This is a genomic window from Buttiauxella sp., assembly GCF_049686335.1.
Taxonomy (GTDB): Bacteria; Pseudomonadota; Gammaproteobacteria; order Enterobacterales; family Enterobacteriaceae; genus Buttiauxella.
In genome coordinates this window covers 63,204-81,782 of sequence record NZ_JBAVHX010000006.1, presented here as the reverse complement: position 1 = coordinate 81,782, position 18,579 = coordinate 63,204, and the positions used below count along the sequence as shown (strand labels likewise).

At 50.4% G+C, this 18,579-nt stretch carries 15 protein-coding genes; 6 read left to right on the top strand and 9 right to left on the bottom strand.

The genetic code is table 11. The features are described from left to right. Positions 1-17: 17 nt before the first annotated feature. Together gltB and WBL83_RS05270 are read left to right on the top strand one after the other, a co-directional pair. Complete coding sequence (gltB, locus tag WBL83_RS05275) at positions 18-4,475, top strand: glutamate synthase large subunit (RefSeq protein ID WP_424588158.1); 4,458 nt, start codon at positions 18-20, stop codon at positions 4,473-4,475. Positions 4,476-4,484: 9 nt separating this feature from the next. Further along, positions 4,485-5,903, top strand: a complete 1,419-nt coding sequence (locus tag WBL83_RS05270) for a glutamate synthase small subunit (protein ID WP_424588157.1) — start codon at positions 4,485-4,487, stop codon at positions 5,901-5,903. Between the two features lie 68 nt (positions 5,904-5,971). On the opposite strand, the gene WBL83_RS05265 is transcribed toward WBL83_RS05270, so the two are convergent. The 8 genes from WBL83_RS05265 to zapE form a co-directional block, all read right to left on the bottom strand. Then, entirely contained in the window at positions 5,972-7,465 is a 1,494-nt protein-coding gene (locus WBL83_RS05265) for an MFS transporter (RefSeq protein WP_424588156.1), read from the bottom strand. Positions 7,466-7,565: 100 nt separating this feature from the next. After that, on the bottom strand, positions 7,566-8,465 hold the full coding sequence (nanA, locus tag WBL83_RS05260; RefSeq protein WP_424588155.1) for an N-acetylneuraminate lyase: 900 nt from the start codon (positions 8,463-8,465) through the stop codon (positions 7,566-7,568). 180 nt (positions 8,466-8,645) lie between these two features. Then, a complete protein-coding gene (locus tag WBL83_RS05255; RefSeq protein WP_424588154.1) occupies positions 8,646-9,428 on the bottom strand; it encodes a transcriptional regulator NanR in 783 nt (260 codons plus the stop codon). Positions 9,429-9,589: 161 nt separating this feature from the next. After that, positions 9,590-10,087, bottom strand: a complete 498-nt coding sequence (gene sspB, locus WBL83_RS05250; RefSeq protein WP_424588153.1) for a ClpXP protease specificity-enhancing factor — start codon at positions 10,085-10,087, stop codon at positions 9,590-9,592. Between the two features lie 3 nt (positions 10,088-10,090). Next, positions 10,091-10,732 carry a stringent starvation protein SspA gene (gene sspA, locus WBL83_RS05245; protein ID WP_034498882.1) on the bottom strand — a complete coding sequence of 214 codons (642 nt, stop codon included), beginning with the start codon at positions 10,730-10,732 and terminating at the stop codon, positions 10,091-10,093. A 321-nt stretch (positions 10,733-11,053) separates the two neighbouring features. After that, positions 11,054-11,446 carry a 30S ribosomal protein S9 gene (rpsI, locus tag WBL83_RS05240; RefSeq protein WP_064543072.1) on the bottom strand — a complete coding sequence of 131 codons (393 nt, stop codon included), beginning with the start codon at positions 11,444-11,446 and terminating at the stop codon, positions 11,054-11,056. Between the two features lie 14 nt (positions 11,447-11,460). Further along, the gene (gene rplM / locus WBL83_RS05235) at positions 11,461-11,889 is read right to left on the bottom strand and encodes a 50S ribosomal protein L13 (protein ID WP_367594734.1); all 429 of its coding nucleotides are present in this window, start codon (positions 11,887-11,889) and stop codon (positions 11,461-11,463) included. 248 nt (positions 11,890-12,137) lie between these two features. Further along, a complete protein-coding gene (zapE, locus tag WBL83_RS05230) occupies positions 12,138-13,256 on the bottom strand; it encodes a cell division protein ZapE (RefSeq protein ID WP_424588152.1) in 1,119 nt (372 codons plus the stop codon). A gap of 180 nt (positions 13,257-13,436) precedes the next feature. Between zapE and zapG the strand changes: the two genes are divergently transcribed. The 3 genes from zapG to degS all read left to right on the top strand — a co-directional run bounded on the left by zapG (position 13,437) and on the right by degS (position 16,598). Beyond that, complete coding sequence (gene zapG, locus WBL83_RS05225) at positions 13,437-13,838, top strand: Z-ring associated protein ZapG (protein ID WP_064543068.1); 402 nt, start codon at positions 13,437-13,439, stop codon at positions 13,836-13,838. Between the two features lie 235 nt (positions 13,839-14,073). Next, the gene (degQ, locus tag WBL83_RS05220; protein WP_424588151.1) at positions 14,074-15,444 is read left to right on the top strand and encodes a serine endoprotease DegQ; all 1,371 of its coding nucleotides are present in this window, start codon (positions 14,074-14,076) and stop codon (positions 15,442-15,444) included. A gap of 86 nt (positions 15,445-15,530) precedes the next feature. Beyond that, positions 15,531-16,598 (top strand): outer membrane-stress sensor serine endopeptidase DegS, encoded by a 1,068-nt coding sequence (gene degS / locus WBL83_RS05215; RefSeq protein ID WP_424588150.1) that lies wholly within the window; start codon positions 15,531-15,533, stop codon positions 16,596-16,598. Between the two features lie 64 nt (positions 16,599-16,662). Here the strand turns inward: degS and mdh are convergent, their stop codons facing one another. Beyond that, the gene (gene mdh, locus WBL83_RS05210) at positions 16,663-17,601 is read right to left on the bottom strand and encodes a malate dehydrogenase (RefSeq protein WP_424588149.1); all 939 of its coding nucleotides are present in this window, start codon (positions 17,599-17,601) and stop codon (positions 16,663-16,665) included. Between the two features lie 433 nt (positions 17,602-18,034). Here mdh and argR point away from each other — a divergent pair, with 433 nt between their 5' ends. Further along, positions 18,035-18,505, top strand: a complete 471-nt coding sequence (argR, locus tag WBL83_RS05205; RefSeq protein ID WP_183270831.1) for a transcriptional regulator ArgR — start codon at positions 18,035-18,037, stop codon at positions 18,503-18,505. The last annotated feature ends 74 nt before the right edge of the window (positions 18,506-18,579 follow it).

The following is an 18,579-nucleotide window of genomic DNA, read 5'->3' as shown; positions in this document are numbered from 1 at the left end:
TGGGGAGGTTCACTGATATGTTGTACGATAAATCCCTTGAGAAGGATAACTGTGGTTTCGGCCTGATCGCCCACATAGAAGGCGAACCTAGCCACAAGGTAGTGCGTACTGCTATTCACGCACTGGCCCGAATGCAACACCGTGGAGCAATTCTCGCCGATGGTAAAACCGGTGATGGTTGTGGCCTGCTGTTGCAAAAGCCTGATCGTTTCTTCCGAATCGTTGCGGAAGAGCGTGGCTGGCGTTTGGCAAAAAATTATGCCGTTGGCATGATTTTCTTAAATAAAGACGATGCGCTGGCCAGTGCAAGCCGCCGCATTGTTGAAGAAGAGTTGCAAAACGAGACCCTGTCGATTGTAGGCTGGCGCGAAGTGCCAACCAATGAAGACGTACTCGGTGAAATCGCCCTCTCCTCAAAGCCTCGCATCGAACAAATTTTTGTTAATGCTCCGGCTGGCTGGCGCCCACGTGATATGGAACGTCGCCTGTTTATCGCCCGTCGCCGCATTGAGAAACGTATTCAGGATAAAGACTTCTACGTTTGTAGTCTTTCCAACCTGGTTAACATCTATAAAGGTCTGTGTATGCCGGCAGATTTGCCGCGCTTCTACCTGGACCTGGCGGACTTACGCCTGGAGTCGGCAATTTGCCTGTTCCACCAGCGTTTCTCCACCAACACCGTTCCACGCTGGCCGCTGGCTCAGCCGTTCCGCTACCTGGCGCACAATGGTGAGATCAATACCATTACCGGTAACCGTCAGTGGGCGCGTGCGCGTACCTATAAATTCCAGACTCCGCTCATCCCGGACTTGCATGATGCGGCACCATTCGTCAACGAAACCGGTTCCGACTCAAGCTCGATGGATAACATGCTCGAACTGCTATTAGCAGGCGGGATGGATATCGTTCGTGCCATGCGCTTACTGGTGCCACCAGCCTGGCAGAACAACCCGAACATGGATCCGGAACTGCGAGCCTTCTTCGACTTTAACTCCATGCACATGGAGCCGTGGGATGGCCCTGCCGGTATCGTTATGTCCGATGGGCGCTATGCAGCCTGTAACCTGGACCGTAACGGCCTGCGTCCAGCACGCTACGTCATCACCAAAGATAAGCTGATCACCTGTGCTTCCGAAGTTGGGATCTGGGATTACCAGCCTGATGAAGTGGTAGAAAAAGGACGCGTTGGCCCTGGCGAGTTGATGGTTATCGACACGCGTATTGGCCGCATTCTGCATTCAGCTGAAACCGATGCCGACCTGAAAAGCCGCCACCCGTATAAAGAGTGGATGGAAAATAACGTTCGCCGTTTAGTGCCGTTTGAAGATTTGCCAGACGAAGAAGTCGGCACTCGCGAACTGGATGACGATACGCTTGCTAGCTTCCAGAAACAGTTCAACTACAGCGTCGAAGAGCTGGATTCAGTCATTCGCGTATTAGGTGAAAATGGCCAGGAAGCGGTCGGATCAATGGGCGACGATACGCCATTTGCCGTGCTTTCTAGCCAGCCACGCATTATTTATGATTACTTCCGCCAGCAGTTTGCGCAGGTGACAAACCCGCCAATCGATCCGCTACGTGAAGCGCACGTGATGTCACTGGCGACCAGCATTGGCCGTGAAATGAACGTCTTCTGTGAAGCAGAAGGCCAGGCGCACCGCCTGAGCTTCAAATCACCGATTCTGCTGTGGTCTGATTTCCAACAGCTGACCTCGCTTGAAGAGCAGCACTATCGTGCCGACACATTGGACATCACTTACGATGTTTCCGCTCAGTCGCTGCACGAAACGGTGACTGCGCTATGCGACGAAGCGGAACGCATGGTTCGTAACGGTACTGTTTTACTGGTGCTGTCTGACCGTAACATCGCTAAAAATCGTTTGCCGGTTCCGGCTCCGATGGCAGTTGGTGCAATCCAGACCCGCCTGGTTGAAAAGAATCTGCGTTGCGATGCCAACATTATTGTTGAGACTGCAAGCGCTCGCGACCCGCACCACTTCGCTGTGCTACTCGGTTTTGGCGCGACTGCCATCTATCCATACCTCGCTTATGAAACGCTGGCGAAGTTGGTCGACAACGGCGCGATTGAAAAATCGTACCGTGCAGTGATGCAGAACTACCGCAACGGCATCAATAAAGGGCTGTACAAGATTATGTCCAAAATGGGCATCTCGACTATCGCCTCTTATCGTTGCTCAAAACTGTTTGAAGCGGTTGGCCTGCATAAAGAAGTTTCTGAGCTGTGCTTCCAGGGCGTTGTCAGCCGTATTGGCGGCGCCGGGTTCAACGACTTCCAGCAAGATTTGCTGAACCTGTCCAAGCGTGCCTGGTTAGCGCGTAAGCCACTGGATCAAGGTGGTCAGCTGAAATACGTCCACGGCGGCGAGTATCACGCTTACAACCCTGATGTGGTGCAAACGCTGCAAAAAGCGGTAAACAGCGGCGAATACAAAGATTATCAGGAATACGCGAAGCTGGTTAACGAGCGCCCGGTGGCGACACTGCGCGATATGCTGGCTCTCGATCCGCAAGGTGAAACGGTCAAAATTGAAGACGTAGAGCCTGCCACTGAGCTGTACAAACGCTTCGATACTGCCGCGATGTCTATCGGTGCATTAAGCCCGGAAGCGCATGAATCATTGGCCGAGGCGATGAACAGCATCGGCGGGAACTCCAACTCAGGCGAAGGTGGCGAAGACCCTGCGCGTTACGGCACCAATAAAGTGTCCCGAATCAAACAGGTGGCTTCTGGTCGCTTTGGTGTGACCCCTGCGTACCTGGTCAATGCTGATGTTATTCAGATTAAAGTCGCTCAGGGCGCTAAACCTGGTGAAGGCGGTCAGTTACCTGGCGATAAAGTTACGCCGTATATCGCAAAACTGCGTTATTCCGTGCCTGGCGTGACACTGATTTCCCCTCCGCCACACCACGATATCTACTCTATCGAAGATTTGGCGCAGTTGATTTTCGACCTCAAGCAGGTCAACCCGAAAGCGATGATTTCGGTCAAACTGGTTTCCGAACCGGGTGTGGGCACCATTGCAACTGGCGTAGCTAAAGCTTATGCCGACCTGATTACCATCGCCGGTTATGACGGTGGTACAGGCGCAAGCCCGCTGTCTTCTGTGAAGTACGCTGGCTGCCCGTGGGAACTGGGTCTGGTAGAAACACAACAGGCTCTGGTGGCTAACGGCCTGCGTCACAAAATCCGTCTGCAAGTGGATGGCGGCCTGAAAACCGGTCTCGACATCATCAAAGCAGCGATTCTTGGCGCAGAAAGCTTTGGTTTCGGCACAGGCCCAATGGTCGCGCTGGGTTGTAAATACCTGCGTATTTGCCACCTGAACAACTGCGCAACCGGTGTTGCAACTCAGGACGAAAAACTGCGTAAGAACCACTATCACGGCCTGCCATTTAAAGTGACAAACTACTTTGAGTTCATTGCGCGTGAAACCCGTGAGTTGATGGCGCAGTTAGGCGTGAAGCGTCTGGTTGACTTGATTGGCCGTACAGATCTGCTCAAAGAACTGGATGGTTTCACCGCTAAACAACAAAACCTGGATCTGTCGAATCTGCTTAAAACAGCCGAACCTATGCCGGGCAAAGCGGTGTATTGCACCGAAACTAACCCGCCATTTGATAAAGGCGACCTGAACGCTCAACTGCTGAGCCAGGCGAAGCAGTATGTGGACGACAAGCAGAGCAAAACGTTCTGGTTTGATATTCGCAACACTGACCGTTCTGTGGGTGCCACGCTGTCAGGTTATATCGCCCAACACAATGGCGACCAGGGTCTTGCGGCCGATCCGATTAAAGCGCATTTCAGCGGAACCGCTGGGCAAAGCTTCGGTGTGTGGAATGCCGGTGGTGTTGAACTGCACCTGACTGGCGATGCTAACGACTATGTCGGTAAAGGTATGGCTGGCGGTTTGATCTCTTTGCGTCCTCCGGTTGGCTCCGCCTTCCGTAGCCACGAAGCGACCATAATCGGTAATACCTGTTTGTACGGTGCAACAGGCGGCAAACTTTATGCTGCTGGCCGTGCGGGCGAGCGTTTCGCAGTGCGTAACTCCGGTGCAATTACCGTGGTTGAAGGCATTGGCGATAATGGTTGTGAATACATGACTGGCGGTATTGTCTGCGTCATCGGCAAAACAGGCGTGAACTTCGGTGCAGGTATGACTGGTGGTTTCGCTTACGTTCTTGATGAAGACGGTGATTTCCGTAAACGTGTTAACCCTGAGCTGGTTGAGCTAATCAACGTTGATGAGCTGGCCATTCACGAAGAACACTTGCGTGGAATGATTACCGAGCATGTGCAATTGACGGGTTCCCAACGCGGCGAAGAAATTCTGGCAAACTGGCCAGCATTTGCCTCTAAATTCACGTTGGTTAAACCGAAGTCCAGTGATGTCAAAGCATTGTTGGGTCACCGTAGTCGAAGCGCCGCTGAGTTGCGGGTGCAGGCGCAGTAAGAGGTCACGATGAGTCAAAACGTATATCAATTTATCGACTTACAGCGCGTTGATCCGCCAAAGAAACCGCTCAAAATCCGTAAAATTGAATTTGTGGAAATTTACGAGCCGTTCTCAGAAGGCCAGGCCAAAGCACAGGCAGACCGCTGCCTGTCTTGCGGTAACCCGTACTGTGAATGGAAATGCCCGGTTCATAACTACATTCCGAACTGGCTGAAGCTGGCCAACGAAGGGCGCATTATTGAAGCGGCTGAATTGTCTCACCAGACAAACAGCCTGCCGGAAGTGTGTGGTCGAGTTTGCCCGCAAGACCGTCTGTGTGAAGGTTCTTGTACGCTTAATGATGAGTTTGGCGCCGTCACCATCGGTAATATCGAGCGCTATATCAACGATAAAGCGATTGAGATGGGCTGGAAACCAGACCTGACTGGCGTGAAACAAACCGGCAAACGTGTCGCTATCATCGGCGCAGGTCCTGCGGGGCTTGCATGTGCTGATGTGCTGGCACGTAACGGCGTGAAAGCGGTGGTTTATGACCGTCACCCGGAAATCGGTGGCTTGCTGACCTTCGGTATTCCGGCGTTTAAGCTGGAAAAAGAAGTGATGACTAAGCGCCGTGAAATCTTCAGCGGCATGGGTATTGAGTTCAAACTGAATACCGAAGTTGGCCGTGACGTTCACATCGACGACTTGCTGAAAGAATATGATTCCGTATTCCTCGGCGTCGGGACTTACCAGTCAATGCGCGGTGGTTTAGAGAATGAAGATGCAACGGGCGTTTACGATGCCCTGCCATTCCTTATCGCTAATACCAAACAAATTATGGGCTTTGGTGATTCACCAGAAGAGCCGTATGTAAATATGGAAGGCAAACGCGTAGTGGTTCTTGGCGGTGGTGATACCGCAATGGACTGCGTGCGTAGCTCAATTCGTCAGGGCGCAACGCACGTCATTTGTGCTTACCGTCGTGATGAAGAGAACATGCCTGGCTCCAAACGCGAAGTGAAAAATGCGCGTGAAGAAGGTGTGGAATTCCAGTTCAACGTACAGCCGCTGGGCGTAGAAGTTAACGCCAACGGTCGGGTATCGGGTGTGAAAGTTGCCCGTACCGAACTGGGAGCTCCTGATGCACATGGCCGTCGTCGTCCAGAAATCGTTGCCGGTTCAGAGCACGTGGTGCCTGCCGATGCCGTAATTATGGCATTTGGTTTCCGTCCACATGCGATGCAGTGGTTGGAAAAACATAGCGTTGAACTCGACAGCCAGGGCCGTATTCTGGCGCCAGAAGGCAGCGACAATCCGTTCCAGACCAGCAACCCGAAAATCTTTGCTGGCGGTGATGCTGTTCGTGGTTCTGACCTGGTGGTGACAGCAATCGCTGAAGGTCGTAAAGCGGCTGACGGTATCCTGAACTTCCTCGAAGTATAACGAATCGCAGATGTTAAAAAGCCCGGTAAAAATAATTACCGGGCTTTTTTATGCTTATCGCAGCGTGGTTATTTCACCACTTTTTGCATCACTCGCCCCTTTGATGTTGCTGCCTGAACGGCACCACTAAACGGTTTGCCGTCAATAGCATCATGCATGCGCAGTGCCTCTGGATGGATCCAACGCTGAATACGAGATGGCATATCCAGACCAATTAACAGGATGACCACAAAGGTCAGGCTGAACGAAAGCGAGGCCAGTGCCGTACCTAAATCAAGACGCTGAGCTATAGTCGCACCAATCACTGGTGCCAGAGCACCGCCCAGTGCGCCCACGTTATAGGTGAAGCCCAAACCTGCCGCTCGTTGTTCGGTATCGAAATAACCGCCAATCAGTTTTGGCAAAATCCCGGAAATCCCCTGCCCCAGCATTTGTTGTAAGAACAACAACAAACCTAGCACCCAAATATTGCCACCACCGATAGCGAAAACCGGAATAATCAAAAGCTGTGATGCGAGCAAGCTACAGACATAGGCTTTACGCGTACCTAACCAATCCCCAAGGAAACCACCTACACAACACCCTACTGCCGCACCAAATCCGCTAAAGAACAAGACATGTGCCACTGTTGAAGGATCGTAGAGCAGTTCCGTTTTCAGATAGGTTGGTAACAGTGCCTGTATTGGCCAGGAATAGAGGAAGGCAAAGAAAACGACGATCATTAGCGTTACGCCTGTCGGCCAACGTTTGCCGCTACTTTGAACCATGAAACTAATGAACACCGCCGCGCATATTAAACCGAGGATGGCGACAAGGGCTGCATTACCCAGATTGCCAGCAAAACAGAAGTAAAGCGCTGCCGCCACGACAATGGTCAGCCCCATGTTGATCAGGCGGTGCTCGCCACGGTACAGAATGTCCACCATGGTTTTAGTGGGCGCTTTATCGGCAAACCTCTCTTTCCAGTCTTCTGCCTCGGGAATATTTTTACGCAGCCACAGCGCGAATATTATCGGTAATATGCCGATGAAAAACAGTGCTCGCCAGCCCCAGGCAGGGACGACAACGCTATACACCTGTGCCGCAATCACCGCGCCCACAGAAAATCCAGAAATCAGAAAACCACTCGCTTTATTACGCAGATGCCTCGGCCAGCTTTCGATGACATAGGTGGCGCTGGAGCCATATTCACCCGCCATCCCCATACCGATTAGCAGTCGGGCAAGAAACATAGTGGTAAAACCCGGTGCAAAACCACATGCGAGCGTACCGAAAGAAAACAGGACGATGCTGGTTATCATGGCAAGTTTACGGCCATAGCGGTCACCCATGGCACCTAAAACCAGTCCACCAAACCAACGTGAGATAAATGCTGCGGAGATTAAACTCGCAGCCTGGATGGTCGTCAGCCCAAATTCACTCTGAATTTCAGTCAGTACTAACGCTATCAGGACAAAATCAAAACCATCCAACAAGTAGCCAATCCAGGCAGCTGAAAATGCTTTCCATTGCGGCTTAGTCAAATGGCGATACCACGGGATCTGTTGGGCAGTGTTATTCATAAAGCACTCCCGGTACGGGTTCGGCAGAACCCGCCCTTTGGTTAGGTCAGATTAGGTATTATCAATGCTGGTTTTCAGCATCATGATTCTTGTGCGTCAATCAAAACGCTGCACGCTCATTCTGAAGTTGAGTCGCAAGTGCTTTAAGTTCAGGCAAATACTGCTCATGTACTGCAGCAAACGGTTTGCGGCATAGCGGTACAGCAACAACATCCATGTAATGCAGCAAGGTTTTAAGGCCGCGGAAAACACCGACTTTAATCAGCAAATCAATAACCTTATTGCACTCGCTTTGCAGTTGGCTTGCGCGTTGGAAATCACCTTCCTGCACAGCCTGTCTGATTGCCAGATACCGCCAACCCATTACGTTATAAGTGCTGCCGATACCGCCGTCAGCGCCAGCAAGCAAACCGGATGCGAAGATTTCATCGTAGCCGTTGTAGAGCACCAGATCCGGATGAGCACGACGGATCTGCTCCATCTGATAAAGATCGCCAGAAGTCTGTTTCAGTGCACCCACACCCGGTAAATTGATCAACGTATCAATCTGCTCAAGGGAGAGTTTAACGCCGCTCAGCGCCGGAATGTTGTAAACCACCATCGGCAAACCACCCGATGAATCAATCACTGCGCGATAGTGATCGCAATGTTCTTCAAAGCTGAATGGATAGTAAAAAGGCGTCACTGCGGAGACAGCATCAAATCCGTAGCGATGCGCAGCATTCGCCAGGGTTTGGCTTTCATGCGTACTGATGCCGCCAACGTGCGCAATTAAAGTCACTTTGCCTTTGGCTTCTTCCGCAACGATCTCCAGCACCTGCTCACGTTCCTGAGTGCTCTGCAAGAACGCTTCGCCGGTCGAGCCTCCAACATAAAGACCATCAACGCCTTGTTCAATATTAAAACGAACCAGACGGCGTAGGCTGTCGGTATCTACCTGCTGTTGCTGGTTGAAGGGGGTAAGCAGTGCCGGCATCACACCGCGAAGATTCTGTTTCATAAACGCCTCTTTGTTGTCTGGTTTCTAAACATAACGATATACCTTTATACCTGTTATACCAGATCAAAAAGTAAACATGGCATTCAAATGACGTCAGAATGCGATCTTGTTCATATGAAATTGTGATGGTTGATCAGACGTTACTTAGAAGGCGTGCGTTAGATCGCAGATTAACGGCGGTTACTTTTTCGAGGCACGCTTACGCGGTGCCGGGTAATAGGAGGCAAACACACTCTTGAGGTGAGCTTTTAGCGCCGCGTCAGCAGCATCAGGATCGCGTGCTTTTATCGCGTTGTAGATTTCAATATGCTGCTGATAGCTCACGGTATTATGTGCGTGCAGTGTATCTTGAGGCACGGTCGGTCTGGCGGCAATGAGCCAGTCTAGTAACGCGACATGCACCGCCATGAAAATCGGGTTATCAGGTATCTCTGCCAGTTCACGGTGAAATTCGATATCGGACCGAATGAACAGGTCATTATCATCCAGCGCCTGGTTGTTCATCTCCAGCGCCTGCCCTAAGCGAGCAATTTGCTCGTCTGTCGCAAACTCTGCGGCATAACGAACCAGGCTGGATTCAAAGAACATACGCAATTGTTCAAAGTGAGCGATACCGCCAGGCCTGGAAAGGAAATCCTTCGCCACACCAGAGAGTTCGCCAATGATCGTATCTGCGGAAGGACGTGAAACACGGGCACGTTCGCCGTTACTGATTTGTACCAGCCCTTTGCGTTTCAGTGCCGCAAGCGCTTCGCGCACCGAAGGGCGACCGACGTTGAAAAAAGCCATCAGTTCGCGTTCTGAAGGCAATTGCTCACCTTCAGCAAACTCGCGTCGACGAATCATCTGCTCAAGTTCTTCTTCCACCATCTCCGAGAGTTTTTTACGCGCAAGCGGGCGACGGCGCATCGTGTGCCCGATAGTGTCAGTCAACTCAGGAGGCTGCTCGTCAAATGTGCTCATCGCGTCAGAATCTGGCCATTTAATGGAAGGAAGATCGCAAATAGTATTGTCGAATCATAACACAGCAAATCTTGGCATACGTAAAGATGCCACTCACAGGTTTATTTAGGCAATAAAAAGCCAGTCATGAGACTGGCTTCGATTAGCATTTAAACTGCGAGCTACTTCACTACACGCAGCGCCGGACGGCCACCACGCGGAGGAGGATCATCATCCGGGCTGTTATCATCTTCGTCGTGATCGGGGCGTGAGCCATCGATCACCTGCATCACCATTTCTGGATCAGATGGCAACTGCTCAATATCGTTATGACTTTCACCTTCTTCGTCATAACTGGCTTCAGGCTCGAACATGGTGCCAGCACCATTTTCACGGGCATAAATAGCCAGAACCGCGGCCATAGGAACAAATACCTGACGAGGTACACCGCCAAAGCGCGCATTAAAACGCACTTCGTTGTTGGCCAGCTCCAGGTTTCCTACTGCACGCGGTGCAATATTCAGGACAATTTGCCCGTCACGTGCATATTCCATCGGGACATGTACGCCAGGCAATGTCACATCCACCACCAGATGCGGAGTGAGCTGGTTATCCAGTAGCCATTCGTAGAAAGCACGAAGTAGATACGGACGACGTGGTGACAATTGTGACATATCCATTAATTAGCCCCGAGTCTGCAGACGCATTTCGCGCTCAGGTTCGGTTAGAGAAGCGAGGAATGAATCACGTTCGAATACGCGAGTCATGTAGCCTTTCATCTCTTTAGAACCTGCGCCTGTCAGTTCAATGCCCATTTGTGGCAAACGCCACAGCAACGGCGCCAGGTAGCAATCTACCAGACTGAACTCATCACTCAGGAAGAAAGGTTTCTGAGTAAATACAGGTGCGATAGCCAGCAATTCTTCACGTAATTGCTTGCGAGCAGCATCAGCTTCTTGAGCAGAACCGTTCATCACGATGTGCATCAGAGAGTACCAGTCTTTCTGGATACGATGCATGTACAGGCGACTTTCACCACGTGCAACCGGGTAAACCGGCATTAATGGTGGATGTGGGAAACGCTCATCAAGATATTCCATGATGATGCGGGATTCCCACAGAGTAAGTTCGCGGTCAACCAGGGTCGGTACGCTGTGATTTGGGTTGAGGTCAATCAGATCCTGAGGCAGGTTATCCGTTTCCACATGCTCAATTTCAACGCTAACACCTTTTTCGGCCAGTACGATACGTACCTGATGGCTATAGATGTCAGTAGGACCGGAAAACAGCGTCATCACCGAACGTTTGTTGGCAGCGACAGCCATGAAAACCTCCAAGTTTATTCAGAATAATTACTGCTAATAGCCGCAAGCGGCAACTAACCTGACCGTTTGATACCCAAAACGCCGTAATACCATCAGTCGCCAGAAAACAAGGCGAAAACAAACTGATGCCGACCTTTGGGCAGAAAATTGGTTGATAGTTTACCAGATTTTACGGGTTTTGTGGGGAGCGGATCTAGAATTTGACTGAAAAGTGATTACTATCAAAATGTTAGCAGCACTAAATATAATTTTCAGGCATAAAAAAACCCGGTACAAGACCGGGCTTTTCGCAAATTGTATTCTGCAAAGAGCAGATGACAATTAACGCTTGGAGAACTGAGGACGACGACGTGCTTTACGCAGACCGACTTTCTTACGTTCAACTTCACGAGCATCACGAGTAACGAAGCCAGCTTTACGCAGTTCGCCACGCAGGGACTCGTCGTACTCCATCAGAGCGCGGGTGATACCGTGACGGATCGCACCAGCCTGACCAGAAGTACCACCACCTTTAACAGTGATGTACAGATCGAATTTCTCAACCATATCAACCAGTTCAAGCGGCTGACGAACTACCATGCGGGCAGTTTCACGACCGAAGTACTGTTCCAGAGAACGTTGGTTGATAACGATTTTGCCGCTGCCCGGTTTGATAAACACGCGAGCTGCGGAACTTTTGCGGCGACCAGTGCCGTAGTATTGATTTTCAGCCATTGCCATAATCCCGATTAAATGTCCAGAACTTGCGGTTGCTGTGCCGCGTGGTTGTGCTCGTTGCCCGCGTAAACTTTCAGTTTACGGAACATAGCACGGCCCAGCGGGCCCTTTGGCAGCATGCCTTTAACCGCGATTTCAATCACACGCTCAGGACGGCGGGCAATCATCTCTTCAAAGGTCGCTTGTTTGATACCACCGATGTGACCGGTGTGATGGTAATACACTTTGTCAGTACGCTTGTTGCCGGTTACAGCAACTTTTTCTGCGTTCAGAACGATGATGTAATCACCAGTATCAACGTGCGGAGTATATTCCGCTTTATGCTTACCGCGCAGACGGCGAGCCAATTCAGTAGCCAGGCGACCTAAGGTCTTACCGTCAGCGTCAACAACGAACCAGTCGCGCTGTACGGTTTCTGGTTTAGCTGTAAAAGTTTTCATTAAAAGCTTACCCAATAAATAGTTACACGTAGGTGTTCACCCAAACGTTTAAAATCAGTTCAAGGTTCACACGACAAAGTCCGGCAAACCTACCCCTTCGAATAGCCAATGCCAGCACGACCAAGTTTTGGGAAAAAAACTTTGGTTGTAACGTGGGGTCGCAAGATTATAGGGAAGTCGCCCCCAAAGGTCGAACCTTTTTGTAGTTTTTGTCACAGTTTGTGGTCAGTTCTGCATGCAGATGTGGTTCACGGCATATGCGGCAATCGCAAATACTCTTCACTTTGCATTTCCTGCAGACGGGACAAGCAGCGCTGGAACTCAAATCGAAGTCTTTCACCCTGATAAATCTCAAACAGCGGCACCTGTGCAGAAACCACCAGCTTGACGTGACGTTCGTAAAATTCATCCACCAGCGCAATAAATCGCCGCGCTTCATTTTCATTACGCGTATTCATTACTGGTACATTAAACAGCATCACCGTATGAAAAAGACGCGACAGCGCAATGTAGTCGTGCTGGCTGCGGGCATCGACACACAAAGTAGTAAAATCTACCGCCACCGTTTGATTGGCCAGTCCGAGAGTCGCTAATGGGCGATGGTTGATTTCCAGCACCGGTTCCCCTGCTCGAACCGTACCGGCCAGCGCAGTATAGAGTTTCTCCATCTGCTGCGCGGTTGGGTCATTAAGCGGAGAAAGCCACAGGTGAGCCTGAGTCAGCGTTCTCAAGCGGTAATCGATTCCAGCATCCACGTTCATCACTTCGCAGTGACGTTTTATCGCGTCAATCGCCGGCAAAAAACGTGCGCGCTGTAAGCCATTGCGATACAGCTCATCAGGGGGAATATTAGAGGTCGCCACCAGGGTAATTCCCCTGGCAAATAGGGCTTGCATCAGCGAACCGAGCAACATCGCATCAGTAATATCTGAAACAAAAAACTCATCGAAACAGAGAATATCTGTCTCAGACTTAAATTTATCCGCTATCAATTCAAGAGGATCGGTTTGCCCCTGAAGCTCGGCAAGTTCTTCATGGACCCGCAGCATGAAGCGGTGAAAGTGCAGCCGCAGCTTACGCTCGCCAGGTAGACTCTGAAAAAACATGTCCATTAACCAGGTTTTCCCGCGCCCCACGCCCCCCCACATATACAGCCCGCGAACCGGCTCCTGATTCACCGGAGCATTGCGCTTACCAAACAGTTTGCCCAGGAAACCACTGCTTGCGACCACCGTTGGTGTTTGGCGGGTTATTGCCTGCCAGATGGCGTCCAGTCTGGCGACAGCCTCACGCTGTACATCATCAGGTTGATAGCTGCCCTCTGTCAGGGCGTGTTGGTAGAGCGATGCAGGAGAGAGATTTTGCATGGTATTATGGTATTCCCTTAGAAATCGGATTGCCGTTTACTTAGTACTCAAAAAAGGACGGTTGTCGAAAAAAAGGCCGTTCTACCCTAAGCGATGCTGCGTCAGGATTCCACTTCTCTTAGGTTAACGGTTATAGTGGCTACATTACCCTACGGAAACACAAGACAACGGGAGAAGTTCATGACCTGGGAATATGCGCTAATTGGGTTAGTTGTTGGCATCATCGTTGGTGCAGTTGCAATGCGTTTTGGCAACCGCAAGCTGCGTCAGCAGCAGGCCATGCAGTACGAAATTGAGAAAAATAAAGCAGAACTTGAAGAGTATCGTGAAGAGTTAGTCAGTCATTTTGCCCGTAGCGCAGAGTTGCTGGATAACATGGCTCATGATTATCGCCAGCTTTATCAACACATGGCGAAAAGCTCCAGCAGCCTGTTGCCTGAAATGTCAGCCGAAGCGAACCCGTTCCGTAACCGCCTCGCTGAGTCAGAAGCCAGCAACGATCAGGCTCCGGTTCAAATGCCGCGTGACTACTCTGAGGGCGCATCAGGTTTGCTGCGTACCGAGCGCGCAAAACGCGATTAATCACAAATGTAGAATTTTTTTCAGGGGTACAGCTTTCGTGCCCCTAATCTCTCTCCAGCACAGCTATCATTTACAGTACCTCTTCACTCTATAACAACATTGTTACCCGGCTGATATTTCAATAACATCGGAGTGTCATACCCTTCAAATTTCGAGTGCGGCTTACGCCCCAGTTGCTTGAAAGATGACGGATAATTCGGGTTTTCCTTTTCCTGGTCACGAGAGCAAGCCATCAATGAAGAAACAAACACTGTTGTTGAGTGCCTTAGCGCTAAGTGTCGGACTAACGTTCGGTGTCGCATCGCAGGTGAATGCGTCGTTACCTGCTCAGATCCCGGGCCAACCGGCGATACCAAGTCTTGCGCCAATGCTCGAAAAAGTATTACCCGCCGTGGTCAGTGTTCAGGTTGAAGGAACGGCCGCAGCACCGAGCCAGAAAATCCCTGAAGAATTTAAAAAGTTTTTTGGTGACGATTTGCCTCCTTCAGAAGCTCAACCGTTTGAAGGTCTGGGTTCCGGCGTCATCATCAACGCTGAGAAAGGCTACGTGCTAACCAATAATCACGTCATCAATCATGCTGAAAAAATCAGTGTCCTGCTAAATGATGGGCGTGAATTTGAAGCCAAATTGATTGGCGGCGATGATCAGAGTGATATTGCTCTGATTCAAATCCAGAATGCGACCGGTCTGACACAAATCGCTGTAGCGGATTCAGACAAACTGCGCGTCGGTGATTTTGCGGTAGCCGTAGGAAATCCATTCGGCCTGGGGCAAACAGCAACCTCCGGGATTGTTTCCGCACTGGGCCGCAGCGGCCTGAACCTCGAAGGGCTGGAAAACTTTATCCAGACAGATGCCTCCATTAACCGTGGTAACTCCGGCGGCGCATTGCTGAATCTTAATGGCGAGCTTATCGGTATTAACACCGCCATCCTCGCGCCAAGCGGCGGTAGCGTCGGTATCGGTTTTGCTATCCCGAGTAATATGGCACAAACGCTGGCGAAACAGTTGATGGAGTTTGGCGAGATTAAGCGCGGCTTACTGGGGATTAAAGGCACAGAAATGAGTGCGGATATTGCCAAAGCATTTAATCTGACCACTCAGCGCGGGGCATTCGTTAGTGAAGTGTTGCCTCAGTCTGGTTCGGCTAAAGCTGGCGTAAAAGCCGGTGATGTGATTACCAGTCTGAATGGTAAAACCATCAGTAGTTTTGCGGAGCTTCGCGCAAAAATCGCCACAACAGAACCAGGAACCGTGGTGAAACTTGGCTTGCTGCGTGACGGAAAACCGTTGGAAGTAAGCGTGACACTGGATAAAAGTACCGCGTCCTCAGCCAATGCAGAACTGATCATGCCAGCCTTGCAAGGTGCTACGTTAAGCGACGGTCAGTTAAAAGATGGCACTAAAGGCGTCAAGCTGGATAGCGTTGAAAAAGGCACACCTGCTGCACAAGCCGGGCTACATAAAGATGATTTCATCATTGGTGTAAACCGCGAGCAAGTCACAAGCATTGCCGAGATGCGGAAGGTGCTGGAAAGCAAACCCGACGTTATTGCGCTGCATGTCGCACGTGGCGAAGAGAGTATCTATCTGTTAGTGCGCTAATCTGCTCAGTAATCGGACATCACTGTACGATGTCCGATTAACTCATGCTATCCTGCACCCGGTTTATTATTGACTAACTCAAATACATGTTTCTGAAGATATTACGCTCGGTGGTGATTGGCCTGATTGTGGCGGGATTGTTGTTGGTAGTCTTGCCAACCCTGCGCCAGAAAATCATCCCGCTAGCACCCTCGAACTTTGACAGTGCCGATGAAACTCCGCTGAGCTATAACTCTGCGGTGCGACGCGCCGCGCCTGCTGTGGTCAATGTCTATAACCGCAGTGTCGGCAGCAATACTCAAAATCAGTTAGAAATCCGCACCCTCGGTTCCGGCGTCATCATGGATGACCGCGGCTACATCATTACCAACAAACACGTCATTAATGATGCTGAGCAAATTATCGTTGCGCTGCAAGATGGTCGCGTATTTGAAGCGTTGCTGGTGGGTTCTGATAGCCTGACCGATTTGGCCGTGCTGAAAATTAATGCCACCAACCTCCCGGTTATCCCTATCAATAATAAGCGTGTGCCGCATATTGGTGATGTCGTGATGGCGATTGGCAACCCGTATAACCTCGGGCAGACGATTACTCAGGGCATCATCAGTGCCACCGGTCGTATCGGCCTGAGCCCGTCTGGCCGCCAGTCTTTCCTGCAAACGGACGCCTCCATCAACCACGGTAACTCCGGCGGTGCGTTGGTTAACTCGTTGGGCGAGCTGATGGGTATCAATACCCTCTCGTTTGATAAAAGTAACGATGGTGAAACGCCTGAAGGTATCGGCTTCGCCATTCCCACACAGCTCTCGACCAAAATCATGGATAAGCTTATCCGGGATGGTCGCGTGATCCGTGGCTACATTGGGATTGGCGGACGTGAGATAACGCCATTGCATGGCCCGGCTACGGGTATTGACCAAATTCAGGGGATTATCGTCAACGAAGTGACACCTGACGGTCCGGCGGCAAAAGCAGGCCTGTTGGTTAACGACGTGATTATCTCGGTGAACCATAAACCGGCAATCTCGGCTCTGGGCACCATGGACCAGGTCGCGGAGATTCGTCCAGGTTCTGTCATTCCAGTCGAGGTCATGCGTGAAGATAAGAAGCTGACGCTGCAAGTGACCATTCAGGAATATCCCGCCACCAACTAATAAAGTTCAGGCGAAAAAAAACCGGAATATCAATTCCGGTTTTTTTATCTCTTAAGCTCAGGGTTTACTTGTTAACAAACTCTTCGCCAAGGGTAATATCTTTCTTCAGAGTATCCAGCATCCCTTCCAGCGCCTGGTGCTCAAAAGCACTCAGTTTGCCGTAGGATTTGTGCTCTGCGATACCGTTTTTGCCCAGCAGCAGTGGCTGAGAGAAGAAACGCGCGTGCTCGCCATTGCCTTCAACGTAAGCACATTCAACAACATTGCTTTCGCCTTGCAGTGCGCGAACCAGTGACAGACCGAAACGTGCCGCAGCCTGACCCATGGACAGGGTTGCCGATCCGCCACCCGCTTTCGCTTCTACAACTTCGGTACCCGCATTTTGGATACGCTTAGTCAGGTCAGCAACTTCTTGCTCGGTAAAGCTCACACCTGGGATCTGAGACAGCAGTGGCAGAATAGTCACACCAGAGTGGCCGCCAATCACAGGAACTTCGATTTCAGTCGGCTGTTTACCTTTCAGTTCCGCAACAAAGGTGTTGGAGCGGATGATGTCCAGTGTAGTCACGCCAAACAGTTTGTTCTTGTCGTAAACACCTGCTTTTTTCAGCACTTCCGCAGCAATCGCCACGGTGGTATTCACTGGGTTAGTGATGATACCGATACAGGCTTTCGGGCAAGTTTGAGCAATCTGCTGAACCAGATTTTTCACGATTCCCGCGTTGACGTTAAACAGATCTGAACGGTCCATACCTGGTTTACGTGCCACACCAGCAGAGATCAGCACCACATCCGCACCAACCAGTGCAGGTGTTGCATCTTCACCGCAGAAACCTTTAATTTTCACATCAGTAGGGATATGACTCAGATCGACTGCAACACCCGGGGTTACCGGTGCAATATCATACAGGGAGAGTTCTGAACCTGAAGGCAGTTGGGTCTTGAGTAGAAGGGCGAGCGCCTGGCCAATACCGCCTGCTGCGCCGAGGACTGCAACTTTCATCCTAAACTCCTTATTATGGTTAGCAAATAGGTGCCGTAACTCCATGCGGTGGCGACCATAATCCAGAGAAGGGGTAATTACAATCTTCCCGCTAAAGGATTGCGAAGTTAAGCAAACCTGAAACGTTACTGCTGCATTTACTCGCCGGGTGGAAACGACGCCTTAGCGCCCGGTCACAACCTGATGTTGTCACATCAACGGCGGTTACATTACCCCTCGCTGCGCAGCAAAACAACATCATTTTGATAACATTTAGTTTACTTACCAACTTATTTTCGAGTCGTGACGAAGGCATGTTTCTCGATAACAAAATTTGATAATATTCGCCCCTTTCATAACATTATTTCAGGCTTTCACCCTGCCAATAATTTGCATAAAAATTCATTTAAATGCATAGTAATGTTATCTTCGTTAACCTGAATATGGGTGACATATGCGTATTTCCTCAAAACAAGAAGAATTAGTCAAAGCATTCAAAGCATTACTGAAAGAAGAAAAATTCAGTTCTCAAGGCGAGATTGTTCATGCTTTGCAAAATGACGGCTTTGAAAACATCAACCAATCCAAAGTCTCTCGTATGTTGACTAAGTTTGGCGCGGTACGTACCCGCAATGCCAAAATGGAGATGGTGTACTGCTTACCAGCCGAGCTTGGCGTGCCAACAACATCCAGCCCGCTGAAGAATCTGGTACTGGATATTGATTACAATGATGCCGTGGTGGTTATCCACACAAGCCCTGGTGCGGCACAGTTAATTGCACGACTGCTTGATTCTTTAGGTAAAGCCGAAGGGATCCTGGGTACCATTGCCGGGGATGACACCATCTTTACTACCCCTGCGAAGGACTTCACCGTTAAAGAATTGTATGAAGCGATTCTGGTGCTGTTCGAACAAGAGCTGTAAGCGTTGCTATTACGTTCCCGTTACTATTAAACGGCGGGAACAACATCTTTTTAACAAACTCCCCTTCGCCATCC